At 57.2% G+C, this 14,167-nt stretch carries 11 protein-coding genes; 3 read left to right on the top strand and 8 right to left on the bottom strand.

From position 1 onward, the window contains the following. Positions 1 to 17: 17 nt before the first annotated feature. From LC417_RS20305 to LC417_RS20290, 4 genes are all read right to left on the bottom strand, one after another. The gene (locus LC417_RS20305; RefSeq protein ID WP_223566294.1) at positions 18 to 3,062 is read right to left on the bottom strand and encodes an efflux RND transporter permease subunit; all 3,045 of its coding nucleotides are present in this window, start codon (positions 3,060 to 3,062) and stop codon (positions 18 to 20) included. Continuing rightward, positions 3,059 to 4,192, bottom strand: coding sequence for an efflux RND transporter periplasmic adaptor subunit (locus tag LC417_RS20300; RefSeq protein ID WP_223566293.1), 1,134 nt, complete (start codon positions 4,190 to 4,192; stop codon positions 3,059 to 3,061). The genes LC417_RS20305 and LC417_RS20300 overlap by 4 nt, the downstream gene beginning before the upstream one ends. A 93-nt stretch (positions 4,193 to 4,285) precedes the next feature. Next, positions 4,286 to 5,455, bottom strand: coding sequence for a cell wall metabolism sensor histidine kinase WalK (locus LC417_RS20295; RefSeq protein ID WP_187501808.1), 1,170 nt, complete (start codon positions 5,453 to 5,455; stop codon positions 4,286 to 4,288). Then, positions 5,452 to 6,150 carry a response regulator gene (locus LC417_RS20290; protein WP_122459998.1) on the bottom strand — a complete coding sequence of 233 codons (699 nt, stop codon included), beginning with the start codon at positions 6,148 to 6,150 and terminating at the stop codon, positions 5,452 to 5,454. The genes LC417_RS20295 and LC417_RS20290 overlap by 4 nt, the downstream gene beginning before the upstream one ends. 129 nt (positions 6,151 to 6,279) lie before the next feature. On the opposite strand from LC417_RS20290, the gene LC417_RS20285 reads away from it, so the two are divergent. From LC417_RS20285 to LC417_RS20280, 3 genes are all read left to right on the top strand, one after another. After that, a complete protein-coding gene (locus LC417_RS20285; protein ID WP_182505138.1) occupies positions 6,280 to 7,065 on the top strand; it encodes a MipA/OmpV family protein in 786 nt (261 codons plus the stop codon). 8 nt (positions 7,066 to 7,073) lie between these two features. Then, positions 7,074 to 7,196 carry a hypothetical protein gene (locus LC417_RS22455; RefSeq protein ID WP_254920079.1) on the top strand — a complete coding sequence of 41 codons (123 nt, stop codon included), beginning with the start codon at positions 7,074 to 7,076 and terminating at the stop codon, positions 7,194 to 7,196. A gap of 428 nt (positions 7,197 to 7,624) precedes the next feature. Continuing rightward, complete coding sequence (locus LC417_RS20280; RefSeq protein ID WP_050680281.1) at positions 7,625 to 8,587, top strand: Rpn family recombination-promoting nuclease/putative transposase; 963 nt, start codon at positions 7,625 to 7,627, stop codon at positions 8,585 to 8,587. 114 nt (positions 8,588 to 8,701) lie between these two features. Here LC417_RS20280 and LC417_RS20275 read toward each other — a convergent pair whose 3' ends face one another. The 4 genes from LC417_RS20275 to LC417_RS20260 all read right to left on the bottom strand — a co-directional run bounded on the left by LC417_RS20275 (position 8,702) and on the right by LC417_RS20260 (position 14,061). Then, positions 8,702 to 9,580: an ROK family protein gene (locus tag LC417_RS20275; RefSeq protein ID WP_010256830.1), complete on the bottom strand. Its 879-nt coding sequence runs from the start codon at positions 9,578 to 9,580 to the stop codon at positions 8,702 to 8,704. A 241-nt stretch (positions 9,581 to 9,821) separates the two neighbouring features. After that, the gene (fabF, locus tag LC417_RS20270) at positions 9,822 to 11,105 is read right to left on the bottom strand and encodes a beta-ketoacyl-ACP synthase II (RefSeq protein WP_223566292.1); all 1,284 of its coding nucleotides are present in this window, start codon (positions 11,103 to 11,105) and stop codon (positions 9,822 to 9,824) included. 237 nt (positions 11,106 to 11,342) lie between these two features. Beyond that, positions 11,343 to 11,957, bottom strand: coding sequence for a TetR/AcrR family transcriptional regulator (locus LC417_RS20265; RefSeq protein ID WP_010671991.1), 615 nt, complete (start codon positions 11,955 to 11,957; stop codon positions 11,343 to 11,345). A gap of 145 nt (positions 11,958 to 12,102) precedes the next feature. After that, positions 12,103 to 14,061, bottom strand: a complete 1,959-nt coding sequence (locus LC417_RS20260) for a sigma-54-dependent Fis family transcriptional regulator (protein ID WP_223566291.1) — start codon at positions 14,059 to 14,061, stop codon at positions 12,103 to 12,105. Positions 14,062 to 14,167: the final 106 nt, after the last annotated feature.

The raw sequence follows: 14,167 nt of genomic DNA, 5'->3' as shown, positions 1-14,167 counted from the left end.
GATCGCCGGGTGTTGTTTTAACGTGAGCCGCGCTGCATCAACAGACTTAACGCGGCGGGCAGCACCGTGAGCGTTACCAGCGTACCGCTGATCAGACCGCCAATAATCGCCAGTGCCATGGGCCCCCAGAAAACCTGATGGGCGATGGGGATCATGCCGAGTATTGCCGCACAGGCAGTCAGCAGAATGGGACGTGCACGGTGATGGGCAGCCTGCCGGATTGCCTCACCCGCGGACAGTCCGGCCCGGCTATTCGCATCGACTTCACTGATCATGATTACCGCGTTGCGGATGATGATTCCCGCCAGGGCAATAATCCCCAGCAGCGCCACGAACCCCAGCGGTGTGCCAGCCGGCAGCATTGCGGATACGATGCCGGGCAGGCCAAACGGTGCCATGCTCAGCGCCAGCAGCATGCCGGAGAAGCGTTGCAGCTGAATCATCAGCAAGACCAGCATGACGCAGATTGTTACCGGCAGCAGAGCAAACACTGAACCGTTGCCTTTGTCCGATTCGGCCGCCACGCCACCTTCTTCAATACCGTATCCGGCCGGCAGCGAGGCGCGCAGGGCGGCGACGGCTGGTGCGAGCTGCTGCGAGACCTGTTCAGCCCGCTGACCGGGCGCAATATCGGTCTGTACGGTGATGTAAGCCAGCCGCTGACGTCGCCATATCACCGGGTCATCCACTCCCCAGTTCAGGGTTGCCACCTGTCGCAGCGGGATTTTCTGTCCGCTGGCATTGGTGATCATCAATCCTGCCAGTGTGTCAGTGTCCTGCCGCTCCGGGTCATTGCTGCGCAGCACGACGTCGATCAGGCGGTTACGATCGCGCAGGGTGGTCACCACGCTGCCGGACATCAGAGTATTCAGCGAGGTGGCTATTGTTTCGGAAGAGAGTCCGGCTGCGCGGGCTGCGGTCTGGTTCACCGCCAGCGTCATGACCCGTTCTGGCTCTCCGGCGGTAAGATTGACCTCGCGTGTCAGCGATGAGCGGGCGATCAGCGCCGCCAGCCGATCGGCCGCCTGACGCACCCTGGCATTATCCGGGCCGGTGATGCGATATTTCAGCGGCCAGCCGACCGGTGGCCCCAGCTCCAGCGGCGATACCCGGGTAGTGATATCACTGAAATCCACCGCCAGCTTCTGCTCCAGCCTGCTGCGCAGCCGATCGCGTGCCGCCAGATCTTTCGCCACCACCACCAGCTGCGCGATGTTTTCATTGTCCAGCAGCACATCCATCGGCAGATAAAAGCGTATTGCGCCCGAGCCAACGTAGCTGGTGTAGTTCGCCACATCCCGATCGTTGCGCAGCATCTGTTCCAGCTGTGCGGTACGGCGGGTGGTTTCAGCCTGGGCTGCACTGGCGGGAAGCGTCAGGCTGACCAGCAGCTCGGGGCGATCCGATGCAGGGAAAAACTCACCCTGCATAAAAGTGGTGGCGTAAAGGCTGACCAGCAGCACCGCCATCGCTGTGCCAATCGTCACCAGCCGGTGACGCAGAATCACCTCCAGCAGCCGGTGATAGCTGCGCGTCAGCACGCCCGGCGGCTTATCGGCCTTGATGTGCCTGGCCGACAGCAGCCAGCAGCCGGTGAGCGGAGAGAAGATGACCGCGACGACCCACGAGCAGAGCAGCGCCAGGGCGATCACCACAAACAATGAGTAGCAATACTCTCCGGCACTGGAGGCGGCGAACCCGACCGGAATGAACCCGGCGATCATTACCAGCGTACCGGTCAGCATCGGAAAGGCGGTGGTTTTAAACGCATAGGTGGCGGCCTGCCACTTGCTGTCGCCCGCTTCCAGTCGCGCCACCATTGCCTCGACGGTGATCATGGCATCATCCACCAGCAGCCCCAGCGCGATGATTAGCGCGCCAAGCGAGATGCGCTGGAGTCCGATGCCTGCCATTAACATGCCGGTAAAGGTCATTGCCAGTACCAGCGGGATCGCCGCCGCAACGACCAGACCGGCACGCAGTCCCAGCGAGACAAAGGAGACGGCTAACACGATGACGACTGCTTCGCCCAGTATCCGGACAAAGCCGCTGACCGCGTTTTTCACCACGGAAGACTGGTCGGCCACGCGGGTCATAGTAATACCGTGCGGTAACTGACTGGCCAGCATCTGCATGCGCTGACTGAGCTGCTGACCGAAATCGATCATGTTGCCGCTGCCGGCCATGGAGATCGCCAGCCCGATAGCCGGAACGCCGTTAACTCTAAACGTCGGCGCCGGAGGTTCGGCAGGTTGCAGGCTGATGGTGGCCAGATCGGTCAGCGGAATAAAACGCTCACCGATATGCAGGGTAATCGCCCGCAGATTTTCAACCGAAGTCAGGGTGCCGCTGACCCGCAGCGCAATATTCTCGCGGTCGGTACGCAGGCTGCCCGCCGGGACGACATCGTTCTGAGCTTTAATGGCGTCGCTGACCTGCTGTAAATCGAGACCCATGCCGTTCAGCTTGCGCGGCGAAAAGGCGATAACCACCTGCTGCTCCTGTACACCTAACAGGCTGGTTTTACCGATGTCGGGCAGACTGGCCAGATTGCGACGCAGGTTATCGACCCGGTCGCGTAGCTCTCTGGCGGTAAAACCCTCCGCCGTGAAGCCATAAATGGTGCCGAAGGTGTCATCAAATTCGTCGTTAACGGCCGGACCCTGCACGCCCTGCGGCAGTGAAGGGGCAACATCCTGCATCTTTTTACGCAGCTGGTACCAGATGCCGGCCACCTGAGAGGGCGGCGTGTCATCGCGCAGGTTGACATAGATGACGGTTTGTCCGGCGCGGGTTTCGCTCTCAACCGCATCCAGCGACGGGATCTCCTGCACTTTCTGTTCCAGTACGTCAGTGAGCAGTTGCACCGTGGTGTTCACATCAGCGCCTGGCCATTGGGCTGATATTACGGCGGTTTTGATAGTAAACGCCGGGTCTTCATTGCGTGACAGATGTTCATAGCTCAGCACACCCGCCGCCATGACCAGCAGCATGAAAAAGATCACCAGTTGCTGATGCGCCAGCGCCCAGCCGGAGAGGTTAAAGCCAGACGTTTTTTTCATGGAGCCTCCTGCGAAAGCGCTACTTTTTCGCCAGGTTGCAGGGTGCTGACTCCGGCGGTGACGACGCGCTCTCCCGGCTTGATCCCGGCAGTGACGAAGATTTGCTGCGCGTTAAAGCGGGCCAGCACTACCGGACGAAGCTGCAGGCGTGACGCCGCATCAACGACCAGCAGCGCGGGTTTGTCTGCGGAGCGGGTCAGGGCGCTGGCGGGCAGGGCGATGACCGGCGGCTGCGCATCGGGAAGGGTGACAATGACTGTGGCACCGGGTGCCATCGCCTCAGGCGGCTGATTCAGTGAGATGCGCAGCCGCCATGTGCGGGTCTGTGGATCGGCCTGCGGGCTGATGTCACGCACTGTGCCACTGGCCTGCACGCCGGGATCGGCGAGCAGCGTCACTTTCAGCGGTGTCCGATCATCAGGATGCAGCAGCGCAGGCGTTGTCAGGTCAAACACCGCATCGCGTGCATCCCCTGCTGCCAGCGTCATCACATTTTGTCCGGCGCTGACCACCTGACCTGGCTGAACCGTGATGGCGGTGATCCGGCCTGCTGCAGGCGCAGTCAGCTGAGTCCAGCTGAGGTTATCCTGGGCATTTTTCAGAGCCGCTTCGCTGCTGAGACGGCGGGACTGTGCGCTCTGCCAGTCCGCCTGGGCGCTGTCCAGCTGGCTGCGGGCGATGGCCCCTCCGGGCATCAGCAGCCGCATCCGATGCAGGTTAAGCGCGGCGACCCGTTCGGCGGCGCATGCGCTGTCGAGATCGGCCCGTGCGCTGCTTAGCTGATTGCGTGACTGATCATTTTCCAGCGCTGCCAGCGATTGCCCGGCGCTGACGCGATCGCCCAGCTCAACCGCACGGCTCACCACCCGGCCATCCAGTCTGAAGGCTAGCGCGACCTCTTCATGAGTGCGGATTTCGCCAGTCAGCACCAGCGATGCATCACTGCTGAGCGGTGGAGTAATCACCGATTTAACCGGGCGGAGCGGGGCGGTAGGCGGAGCAGAACTATTGTCCCGGCAACCGGTCATGATGAATACCCCGAGCAGCACGAAGATGATCGGCGCAAAGATGTGAATACCGAAGAGATGACGCCACACCTGGCGGGCAGCATCCGATAAGAAGTCTGTCATAACCGGGTTCCTTTAATGAGTTGTGCTCATTGAACCCGGCATGTGTCCAGAAACGTTCCATGAACCATCAAGAAATGGTCAAGCCAGAACAATTTATCTCGTCGGCAGCGTTATCCCGATCAGCAGACCGCCGTCGGCGGGCAGTGTGGCGTGAAGCGACCCGCCGTGCGCCTCGACAATCGCTTTGGCAATCGACAGTCCCAGACCGCTGCCGCCGGAGTGGCGGGCGCGTGAGGAGTCAGCGCGGGTAAAGCGGTCAAACAATTGCGGCAGGAAGTCCGGCTCCACACCCTGACCATAATCGCGGAAGGTCATTATGATCGCCTGATCGTTCTGGCTGGCCGTGATCAGCAACGCGCCACCGTCGGCAGCGTAGCGCATTGCATTCTCACAGATGATGGTCACTACCTGGCCCAGCCGGAAGGTATCGGCATACAGCCGCAGATCGTTGGGTGATGTCACGCTGATGGCAATCCCCGCCTGTTCTGCCTGCGGCAGAAGCCAGCCGGAGCGCTCGCGCAGTAACTCGCTGAGATTAAACCACTCGCGGTTCAGGGTAAGCTGCCCGGCATCCGCAAGCGACAAGAGATGCAGTTCGTCTGTCAGGCGACTGAGCTGCGTCAGTTGCTTCATGATCATTGCCAGCTGTTGCGGTTCGGCAGGAAAGACGCCATCCAGAATCCCCTGCAGGCGGCCCATCGCCGCCGTAAGTGGCGAGCGAAGCTCATGCGCCATCGCCACATGCGAGGTGCGCAGCTCACGCTCGTAACGCGCCAGCTGCTGCGTCATCTGATTAAAATCTTCAGTAAAACGTACCAGCTCCTGTGGGGCTTCTTTTACGATTACCGCCGATCGGCCAAATTCGCCTTTTGAAACCGCTCGCGCCGCGGTAGCCAGCTGGCTGAACTGCGCCGACAGCGGACGGGCGAAACGCAGCGCCATCAGCACCATAAACGGAATCGTTACCACGACCAGCACGATCACGGTAAGCCAGTCCGACGAGGCCAGCGACGGATCGGAGAAGTTGATGCCCCACCACTGGTCCATAATCTGATGAAAGCGCACAGGATCGCTGGCAGGGTGGTGGCGCAACCGGGTGAACTCATCCAGCAGCGCGGGCGGCATCCGGTAATAGACCCAGTACGCCTGCACTGCGAAGCGCAGCCACATACAGATGGCAATGAGCACCACGCTGCCAATCGCCAGAAACAGCACCCGGATGCAGATCCAGCGCCACAATGAAGTATGCGTATCGTTATTCATGGCTGTCTGAACCGGTAACCGACGCTGCGCACTGCCGGTAAGACATCAGAGATGCCCGCGGCTTCCAGTTTGCGACGCAGGTTATAGACGTGGGTATCGACCACCCGCTCAAGCGCATCGCTTTCCGGCAGACAGTGCTCCAGCAGAAACAGGCGGGTAAACGGACGCGTCGGAGCGCGCATCAGGGTGACCAACAGGGAAAATTCGGTCGGTGTCAGATCGAGGCGGCGCGGTGAAGCACTGTCGCTATCGACCACTGCGGTGAGCGCCACCGGGTCCACCACTAAACCCGCCCAGCGCAGGGTTTCTGCAGCGGGTACCTGACTCTGCTGGCTACGGCGCAGTACTGCCTGAACGCGCGCCACCACTTCGCCCGGATGATAGGGTTTGACCACGTAGTCATCCGCGCCATAGCGCAGTGCGCCGATGCGGTCCGGCGCATCACCCATCGCGGTTACCATGATCACCGGGGTATCGTCACGACGTCGCAGCGCTGCCAGCACTTCAGTGCCGTTCATGCCGGGCAGCATGATATCCAGCAGGATCAGATCGGGCTGCCAGCGTCTGGCGACATCCAGCCCGCCTGGCCCATCACCGGCAATCATGACCTCATAATGTTCACGTTTCAGGTAGGCCTCAAGTACGCCCGCCGCATCAGCATCATCTTCAATAATCAGTACACGTTTTGACTGCATTTTCGGATCACCTTGACTGTTTCTTCATAAATCCCTGGTCGTTAATTGACACTCGCCTCGCATACTCCGGCCATTGACGCGGCTCTGAACCCCTCAGCTCCGCACCTGATGTGATAATGAGGAAACGTGATGATAACCGGAAAAATAACGCTGCACATGGTCTGTTTTTCGCTGGGATTCAGTGCCGCGACTGCCATGGCTGATGAGACTACGCCGCCGCCAAGCGTCACGCTGGGTATTGCAGGTATCAATGCACCACGCTATAGCGGCGCAGATAAGCAGCACTGGCAGCTGATGCCGGTGATCCAGGCACGCGATGGGGCCTTCTTTTTAGACTCACAGAAAGGCATTGGCTATGACCTGCAGGCAGATAATGGACTGTATCTGGAACATACGCTGGGCTACGGGCTGGGCCGTTCTGACCAGAATTCATCCTGGCGTGATGGGGATGACCGGCTCAGAGGCATGGGGAACATCGACGCAACGATGAACACCGCGCTGGCGCTGGGATGGTCGGTAACGCCGTGGCTGGTGCTGGAGGGCAAAGCGACGCTGCCATTAAGTGATAGTCAGGGCGTGCAGTACCGGACTTCCGTGACCCTGATCCCCTGGCAGACCAGCAGCGATACTGTGGCACTGCAGGTGGCGGGACTGTTTGGCGACGGGCGTTATATGAATACCTGGTATGGCGTTAACCGCAAGCAAAGTGCGCGCAGTGGTTTTGAACGCTATGACGCCGCGGGTGGATTTTATGGCACCGACGCCAGCCTGACCTGGAGCCATCAGTTCACACCCGCCTGGGCGGCCAGTGTGATCGGTGACTACAGCTGGCTGGATAAGCATGCTTCAGATAGCCCCATCGTTGCACGGCACAACGGCGCATCGGCCACCCTGGCATTGAGCTACACCTTCTGAATGGCACCATGAAGAAAAGTGAGATGCGCAGCCACCGTCTTTTGCTTGCGGCACTGATTCTGTTGTATGTAGTGGTCTATACCCTGACAGGCGTGGCGCTTAGCCTGTTGGATGCGCCGGGACGGGGATAGGGAGAGGGCTAAATGTATGTCGGTAGCATTACAGCGCTGATCCTGACGCTCAACACGCGTGTCTGTGTCTGGGCATGATGACCGCCCGGTGTTAACGCGATTGTTGCGGTATAAACAGCGTGATCGGGCTGGTTATGCCGTAACTTAATTAGAAAATTAACTTTTCGTAAAGCGGTTCAGACATTAATGGTCAGCGTAAGAAATTTCGGGTGCATCCGGATGTTTTAATTATCGCTATATAAATTAATCAAGGTGGTTAATTTAGATTGCGTCGTAATCCATCTTGCTAATAAATTTTTTAAAAGAGCATTGGTGTAGTTAATCTATATAGATTGGGCAAGATTTAAATATTATAAATTAAAATCTGATCTATTAAGATAGCCTCTTCGCTGTGGTAGCAGCGCATGGAATTTACAGGGGCTAAAGTGATGAAAAATAAAAATAGTGCTACACCTCATGATGCTACTTTTCGACAGTTTCTTACGCATCCGGATGTTGCCAGAGATTTTATGCAGATCCACCTTCCGGAGAAATTGCTTAAAATCTGCGATCTCACCACACTGAAGCTTGAGTCCGGATCATTTGTTGAAGACGATTTGCGTCAATACTTCAGTGACGTTTTGTATAGTCTCAGAACCTCAACCGGTGACGGATATATTCATGTTCTGATAGAACACCAATCCACCCCTGACAGGCATATGGCATTCCGCCTGATACGTTATGCGGTAGCTGCTATGCAGCGCCACCTTGAAGCTGGCCATAAAAAGCTGCCTTTAGTCATACCTGTGCTGTTCTATACCGGTAAGCGCACTCCCTATCCGTGGTCGACCCGCTGGTTCGACGAATTTGATGATCCGGTAGTGGCGGAAAGTCTTTATAGAGGCGCCTTCCCGCTGGTGGACATTACGGTCATCCCTGATGACGAGATCATGACTCATCGCAGTATGGCCGCCCTGACGCTTTTGCAGAAACATATTCATCAACGCGACATTGCAAGCCTGACTGACCATCTGGTCACGCTACTCATGGCCGATTATCTTTCTTCACCCCAGGTGATGACGCTGATACACTATTTACTGCAGGCTGGTGAGTCAGTTGACTACGAAGCTTTCGTTCGCGAACTGGCACAGCGGGTGCCACAACACGGAGACGCACTGATGACCATCGCACAGCAGCTTGAACAAAAAGGGATCGAAAAAGGGCGCGCAGAAGGTATCGAGCTTGGTGAGCGCCGTGGTATTGAGAAAGGTCGCAGTGAAGGTCGTACTGAAGGACAGCGTGAAGCTACCCTGAAAATTGCGCGCACTATGCTACAAAACGGCCTTGATCGTAAAACTGTCATAGAAATGACCGGCCTGACGTCAGACGATTTGGCGCAAATACGACACTAATATAAACAAGAGTAAACCCGGTCATGACCGGGTTATCGTTTTGAATACTGCACCAGATAAATCATCATAATTATCAGAAAGGTGTAACCTGCATACGTCCTGAACTACAAGTCATTATTTGTCTGGCTGACGCTGCAGGAAATTCCAGGTTGCGCCCAACATGCCGGAGTCGTTGCCGTAGGTCGCGGTATCAATGCGGATATCAAGATCATATTTTGCCAGCTGCTCTGCCAGTTCCTCGAGGAACGGCTCCCGCTCGGTAATTCCACCACCGATAAATATCATCTGCGGATCGAACACGCTGAAGAGGTTATATAAGCAGGCTGCAAGATCCTGGTAGAATTTATTCACCACCTGCTGCGCGGCTTCTTCTTTGCGATCGTATGCGTCAAAGACATCTTTACCCGTGACGTCGTCGGAAGATTTTTCGATGAGCTGGCTGTAATTCTCCCGAAGCGCCGTCATGGTACAGCTCTGGCTCATTGTGTGGCGTTCAATATTGCTGCTGGTGGGGCGCGAAGTCAGCAGGCAACCAAACTCGCCCGCGCGATTACGACCGCCCCGGATCAGCGCGCCGTTGCAGAAGGCCGCTCCGCCTAATCCTGTGCCGATAGTTAACATCAGAAAATCACTGAGCTTTTTTGCTTTGCCCAGCCACTGTTCAGCCAGTAAGGCGCAATGGGCGTCATTTTCGACCGTGGCAGGCAGTGAGGTTTTTTCCGTCAGCCACTGGCTCAGATGAAACTGGTCAAAGTCCCGAATGGTGCCACCCATGGCGATATATCCGGCTTCTGCATCAATATAACCGGGCGTGCTGACGGCGATGCCAGCACAGCCGGGGTTTTTCTCCAGCCAGGCCAGGATCTCATCAAGTATTTTGTCGCGTGAATTATGGGAAATATCAGCACTCTCACTGGTCAGAATATTTCCCTGCTCATCAATCACGCCCATTTTTAAAGAGGTACCACCAATATCGAAAGCTGCAATCTTCATTAACGTTCTCTGAGGTTGTTTTCATCCGATTAATTGTAGTGCTGAAAGAAAAAGGGCAGGAGGTCTGGCGGAGGCAATTTTGTCAGGAAAGGTACAGATTTATAAAGCGAGTGTTGTACAGAGGGTGTTTTGATAAACCCCGGCACACAGGGAACAGCTGTGCATGATTTTTCAGGACGTCCGATGTATTACCCGCGCTGAGAGGGTGTCTGGCAGCGCGGGCTTAATCGTCACTCTGCAGTCATTGCCACTTACGCAACAGGAGACTGGCGTTGACGCCGCCAAAACCAAAACCGTTCGACATGGCATAAGTCAGCGCTGTGGAACGTGCATTGAGCGCCACCAGGTTCAGATTGCCTGCGGCTTCATCGGGATGATGGAGGTTCAGCGTCGGCGGAATAAGCTGCTGCCGCAGCGCCATCAGGGTGAATATCGCCTCAACGCCGCCTGCCGCACCCAGCAGATGGCCGGTGGCGGATTTAGTTGAGGCGATCGCGACCTGCGAATCATCGCCAAACACTGCACGAATAGCCGCCAGCTCACCGTGATCGCCAACCTGAGTTGAGGTTGCGTGTGCGTTGATATGCTGGACGTCTTCCGGGCTGATGCCCGCCTGACGCAGGGCGGTTCTCATCGCCCGCGCAGCCCCGCTGCCATCCTCCGGACCCGCGGTTAAGTGGTATGCATCGGCGCTGGTGCCATAGCCGACAATCTCCGCCAGCGGCGTCGCACCGCGTGCTTCGGCATGAGCCAGCGACTCAATCACCAGCAGGCCTGCACCTTCGGCCATCACAAAGCCGTTTCTGTCACGATCAAACGGACGTGAGGCATGGTGCGGCTGATCTTCATAGCCCACACATAGCGCACGTGCAGCCGCGAAACAGCCCAGCGTGACGCGATCCAGCGCCGCTTCTGTGCCGCCACAGATAGCAATGTCCGCTTCACCGCTTCTTATTAACCTTGCGGCGTCACCAATCGCCTGAACTCCCGCCGCACAGGCGGTAACGGGCGCACCCAGCGGGCCGGTGAAGCCGTGTTTGATCGAGACATGACCCGCGGCCATGTTGGCCAGAAACGAAGGTGCTGTAAAGGGTGAGAGCCTGCGCGGGCCGCGTGCATCGGTGGTGCGCACCGCGTCGGCAATGGCACCAAAGCCGCCGACGCCTGAAGCAATAATCGTCGCAGTACGTTCACGCGCTGCCTCATTCTCAGGATGCCAGGCCGCCTGATTCAGCGCTTCTTCTGCTGCCAGCAGCGCGAATTCTATAAAGCGCGACATCTTTTTACGCTCTTTCGGCGCAATGAACGCCTCGGGGTCGTAACCTGCCAGCGGATCTTCATCGATGCCCGGCACGCTGCCACCTACTGAAATACCGGTGCCAGCAGTAAGCGTATCGGGAAGGGTACGTATACCTGATTCTCCTGCTGTTAATCGCCGCCAGACGGTTTCAATGCCACAACCCAGTGGCGAGACGATGCCCGCGCCGGTAATGACAATGCGTTGTGATGAGGCTAAGTGACTCATAATTTTGCTCCCGTAGAGAGTCCGGACAGTGATTGAATTGCTACCGCAGACAATGGATATAAGCCTTGAGTGCGGAAGGTGAGACCCTGCGTAGAATAGTGCGATGGACGAACGCAGGGATGGAATAGAGCAGAGAGAGATAAGCTTAGCAGCATCAGAATCCTGAGCGATAACCAGACAGAGTGCTATCGTTGCTCTTGTGACTAAATAAGTCAATAGTCACATCATGCGCAATGTTCAGGGCGCAAGGCTACGTAACACCAGCGCTGCCAGTTGTGCAGAGGCTTCTTCAGCGTCATCAAGGCTGTACTGCAGCAGTACCGGACTGGCGTAGGGTTTGATCACCCGATAGATTGCCTCCGCCGCTTCGTCAGCCGGGGTTTTACGCTCAAACTCACCTGCTTCACGCCCCCGGCGCAGGATCTGCTGAATCAGGCTGAGCAGTCGTTCTTCATGCGCCATCGCCGACGGCCAGCGGTCACGCGACGCGACGGCAGCAATATCATAGAGTTTACGTTCGTGAAAAAAGAGTTCAGTGCCGGTGACGGAAAGCGTGCGGAACAGTCGCCGCAGTTGTTCCGATGCTCCAGGCGCATCGGCGATAGCGACTTCGACGTGCTGCATAATCATCGCAAGCCGGGTGGAGCAGATCACTTCGCCAATCGCCTGTTTTGATTCAAAAAATTTGTAGATATACGCTTTGGAAAAGCCGATAGCACGGGCGAGATCGGAGACGGTGGTTTTTTCGTAACCATAATGCGCGAAGTGCTGCATGGCAGCATCGACAATCTGGTCACGCACATTGTGCCCGGCCGGGCCGCGTGTGCCATTTTCCGTTACGGATTGAGTCATTGTCAGAACCTGGCAGATCAAAGGTGGGTGAAAAAAATTCAGTGACCACTGTTAAGGGTGGTCACATTTTAGGCCCTGTTGCGATCAAAAGCCATATTTTGAACGGGCTGAATGTATGCTGGTGTTGCTGAGTGCCACCAGCCGGTTATTGGCGCAGCGTATCTATAGAGATATTCCACTGATTGAGCTTGTTATAGAGCGCCGTGCGAGAAATGCCCAGCAGCTTAGCGGACTGCCGCAGATTACCCCCCTGCGCGCGAAGGGTCTGCAGGATGCAGGCTCGTTCATTATCCTGCAACAGGCTGCTGGCCGCTGGTCTGTTTTCGGCTGCGCGCGTCACCATCGCTGGCGGCAAATCGGCAAGGTCGATGATGCTGCTCTGGCAAAGATTAACGATCCGCTCGACCAGATTTTCCAGCTCGCGCACGTTGCCGGGCCAGTGCCATGCCTGCAGGGCGTTCATTGCTTCAATGCTCACCTGCGGAGGCGTTTTATTCAGCCGCTGACACAGGGCGTGAATGAAGGTATTCACCAGATCAGGAATGTCGCTCTGGCGTTCACGCAGGGCAGGGATGGTCAGGGAGATAACATTGAGGCGATAGAACAGGTCACGGCGGAAAGCACCCTGTTCCACTGCACTGAGCAGATCGCAATGGGTTGCCGCCACGATGCGGACATCCACTTTCAGCGGATGCGCCGCTCCGATGCGCAGCACCTCACTCTCCTGCAGCACGCGTAGCAGGCTGGTCTGTGCCTCCAGTGGCATTTCGCCAATCTCATCCAGAAACAGCGTGCCACCGTCGGCCAGCTCAAATTTACCTGCCGAACCGCCGCGCCGTGAGCCGGTGAACGCGCCATCGACGTAGCCGAATAGCTCACTCTGCACCAGGTCACGCGGCAGTGCGCCGCAGTTAACCGCGACAAAGGACTCATGCGCCCGGCTGCTGGCATTGTGGATCGCCTGAGCAAACAGCTCTTTACCGGTTCCGCTTTCACCGGTCAGCAGAACGGTACTGTCACTGCGACTGCTGGCGCGGGCATCCTGAAGAGCCTTCTGCAGCGTGGGTGCCTGACCACGAATCATCTCAAAGGTATAGCTGGCGCTGACGCCGAGCACACGACGGGTAATGGCACGGATGCGCTGATTTTCCCGCAGCGACAGGATGCGACCGCCGTCCGGTGCCGGCATCAGCGAGACCAGGCATGAAACACTGGGTCTGCCATCGGGGCGGAACACCATCTCGCGGTCATTACAGCAGGGCAGTGTGAGCAATGAACCGGACTGGGGCTGCAGCACCTGATCGATCAGGGCGTTGTCGGTATCAATACCGGCAAAGATCTGACGAGCGTAGCGGTTCAGGGTTTTGATGCGCCCGTCGCGGTCGCAGACCACAACGCCCTCATTCAGGGTCTCCAGTATCGACTGCTGCTCGGCCAGCAGACGGCGTAAGGTGAGTTGCTGGCCAATTGCCTCTGCTGCAGCCTGCACGGTGCCCAGCGTATGGGCACTGAAATTGTCAGGCGTGGCGGTCAGCGTCAGTACGCCGGTCATACGACCGCTGGCATCACGGATAGGAGCTGCGGCGCACTGCCGGTTACGTTCACGCAGCGCGATTTTCCAGTTTTCTCCGCTGAGTACATAGACCAGCCGCTGCTCTCGCAGGCAGCGCGCGGTGCAGTTGGTGCCGAGCACCTCCTCACGCAGGATGCTGCCGACCGGAGTCAGGTCGCTGCCGCAAAAACTCAGTACGATGCCTTGCGCATCTGTAAGATTGATATGACCGTCGGGATTGTAAGCCAGCAGGTTCTCCATCACGCTATGCGCCACAGTAATCAGCTCACTGTTATGACGCAGAACGGCGGCCAGCTCCGTTGGATCGGAGGCACTGTACTCAAAAGATACCGGATCGATGCCATGTTCGTGCGAGCGGTTCCATGACTGCAAAATACTGCGGCGTATCCAGCGCGGCTGTTCACCCTGGCTAAATGCCTGCCAGCCCTGGGCAAACCGAGCTTCCCACTGTGCCGCATCACCGCCTTCCGGCAGGCTGAATATGGCATCGCTCTCTTCTTTATTAGGCAGCAAATCATGCAGAGATTGCATTTCACTCTCCCGTGGTCGATGGAATGTCCATTTTAATGACATGTTAAGTTGACATGTAAATTTTATTTTCAATCAGGACGCGCCATCTGCGAGCGCGTTCACATAA

This window comes from Pantoea sp. OVA07A (assembly GCF_019969975.1).
In the GTDB taxonomy this organism is placed as follows: Bacteria; Pseudomonadota; Gammaproteobacteria; order Enterobacterales; family Enterobacteriaceae; genus Pantoea; species Pantoea agglomerans.
Note: the sequence above shows the minus strand (reverse complement) of the source record. Positions and strands in the feature narration are given on the sequence as shown.

Excerpts from the sequence above, each read along its gene's own strand:
- LC417_RS20260 (WP_223566291.1), bottom strand. The coding sequence starts at position 14,061 with ATGCAATCTCTGCATGATTTGCTGCCTAATAAAGAAGAGAGCGATGCC.
- LC417_RS20265 (WP_010671991.1), bottom strand. The coding sequence starts at position 11,957 with ATGACTCAATCCGTAACGGAAAATGGCACACGCGGCCCGGCCGGGCAC.
- LC417_RS20305 (WP_223566294.1), bottom strand. The coding sequence starts at position 3,062 with ATGAAAAAAACGTCTGGCTTTAACCTCTCCGGCTGGGCGCTGGCGCAT.
- LC417_RS20300 (WP_223566293.1), bottom strand. The coding sequence starts at position 4,192 with ATGACAGACTTCTTATCGGATGCTGCCCGCCAGGTGTGGCGTCATCTC.
- LC417_RS22455 (WP_254920079.1), top strand. The coding sequence starts at position 7,074 with ATGAAGAAAAGTGAGATGCGCAGCCACCGTCTTTTGCTTGCGGCACTG.
- fabF (WP_223566292.1), bottom strand. The coding sequence starts at position 11,105 with ATGAGTCACTTAGCCTCATCACAACGCATTGTCATTACCGGCGCGGGC.
- LC417_RS20280 (WP_050680281.1), top strand. The coding sequence starts at position 7,625 with ATGAAAAATAAAAATAGTGCTACACCTCATGATGCTACTTTTCGACAG.
- LC417_RS20290 (WP_122459998.1), bottom strand. The coding sequence starts at position 6,150 with ATGCAGTCAAAACGTGTACTGATTATTGAAGATGATGCTGATGCGGCG.
- LC417_RS20275 (WP_010256830.1), bottom strand. The coding sequence starts at position 9,580 with ATGAAGATTGCAGCTTTCGATATTGGTGGTACCTCTTTAAAAATGGGC.
- LC417_RS20295 (WP_187501808.1), bottom strand. The coding sequence starts at position 5,455 with ATGAATAACGATACGCATACTTCATTGTGGCGCTGGATCTGCATCCGG.
- LC417_RS20285 (WP_182505138.1), top strand. The coding sequence starts at position 6,280 with ATGATAACCGGAAAAATAACGCTGCACATGGTCTGTTTTTCGCTGGGA.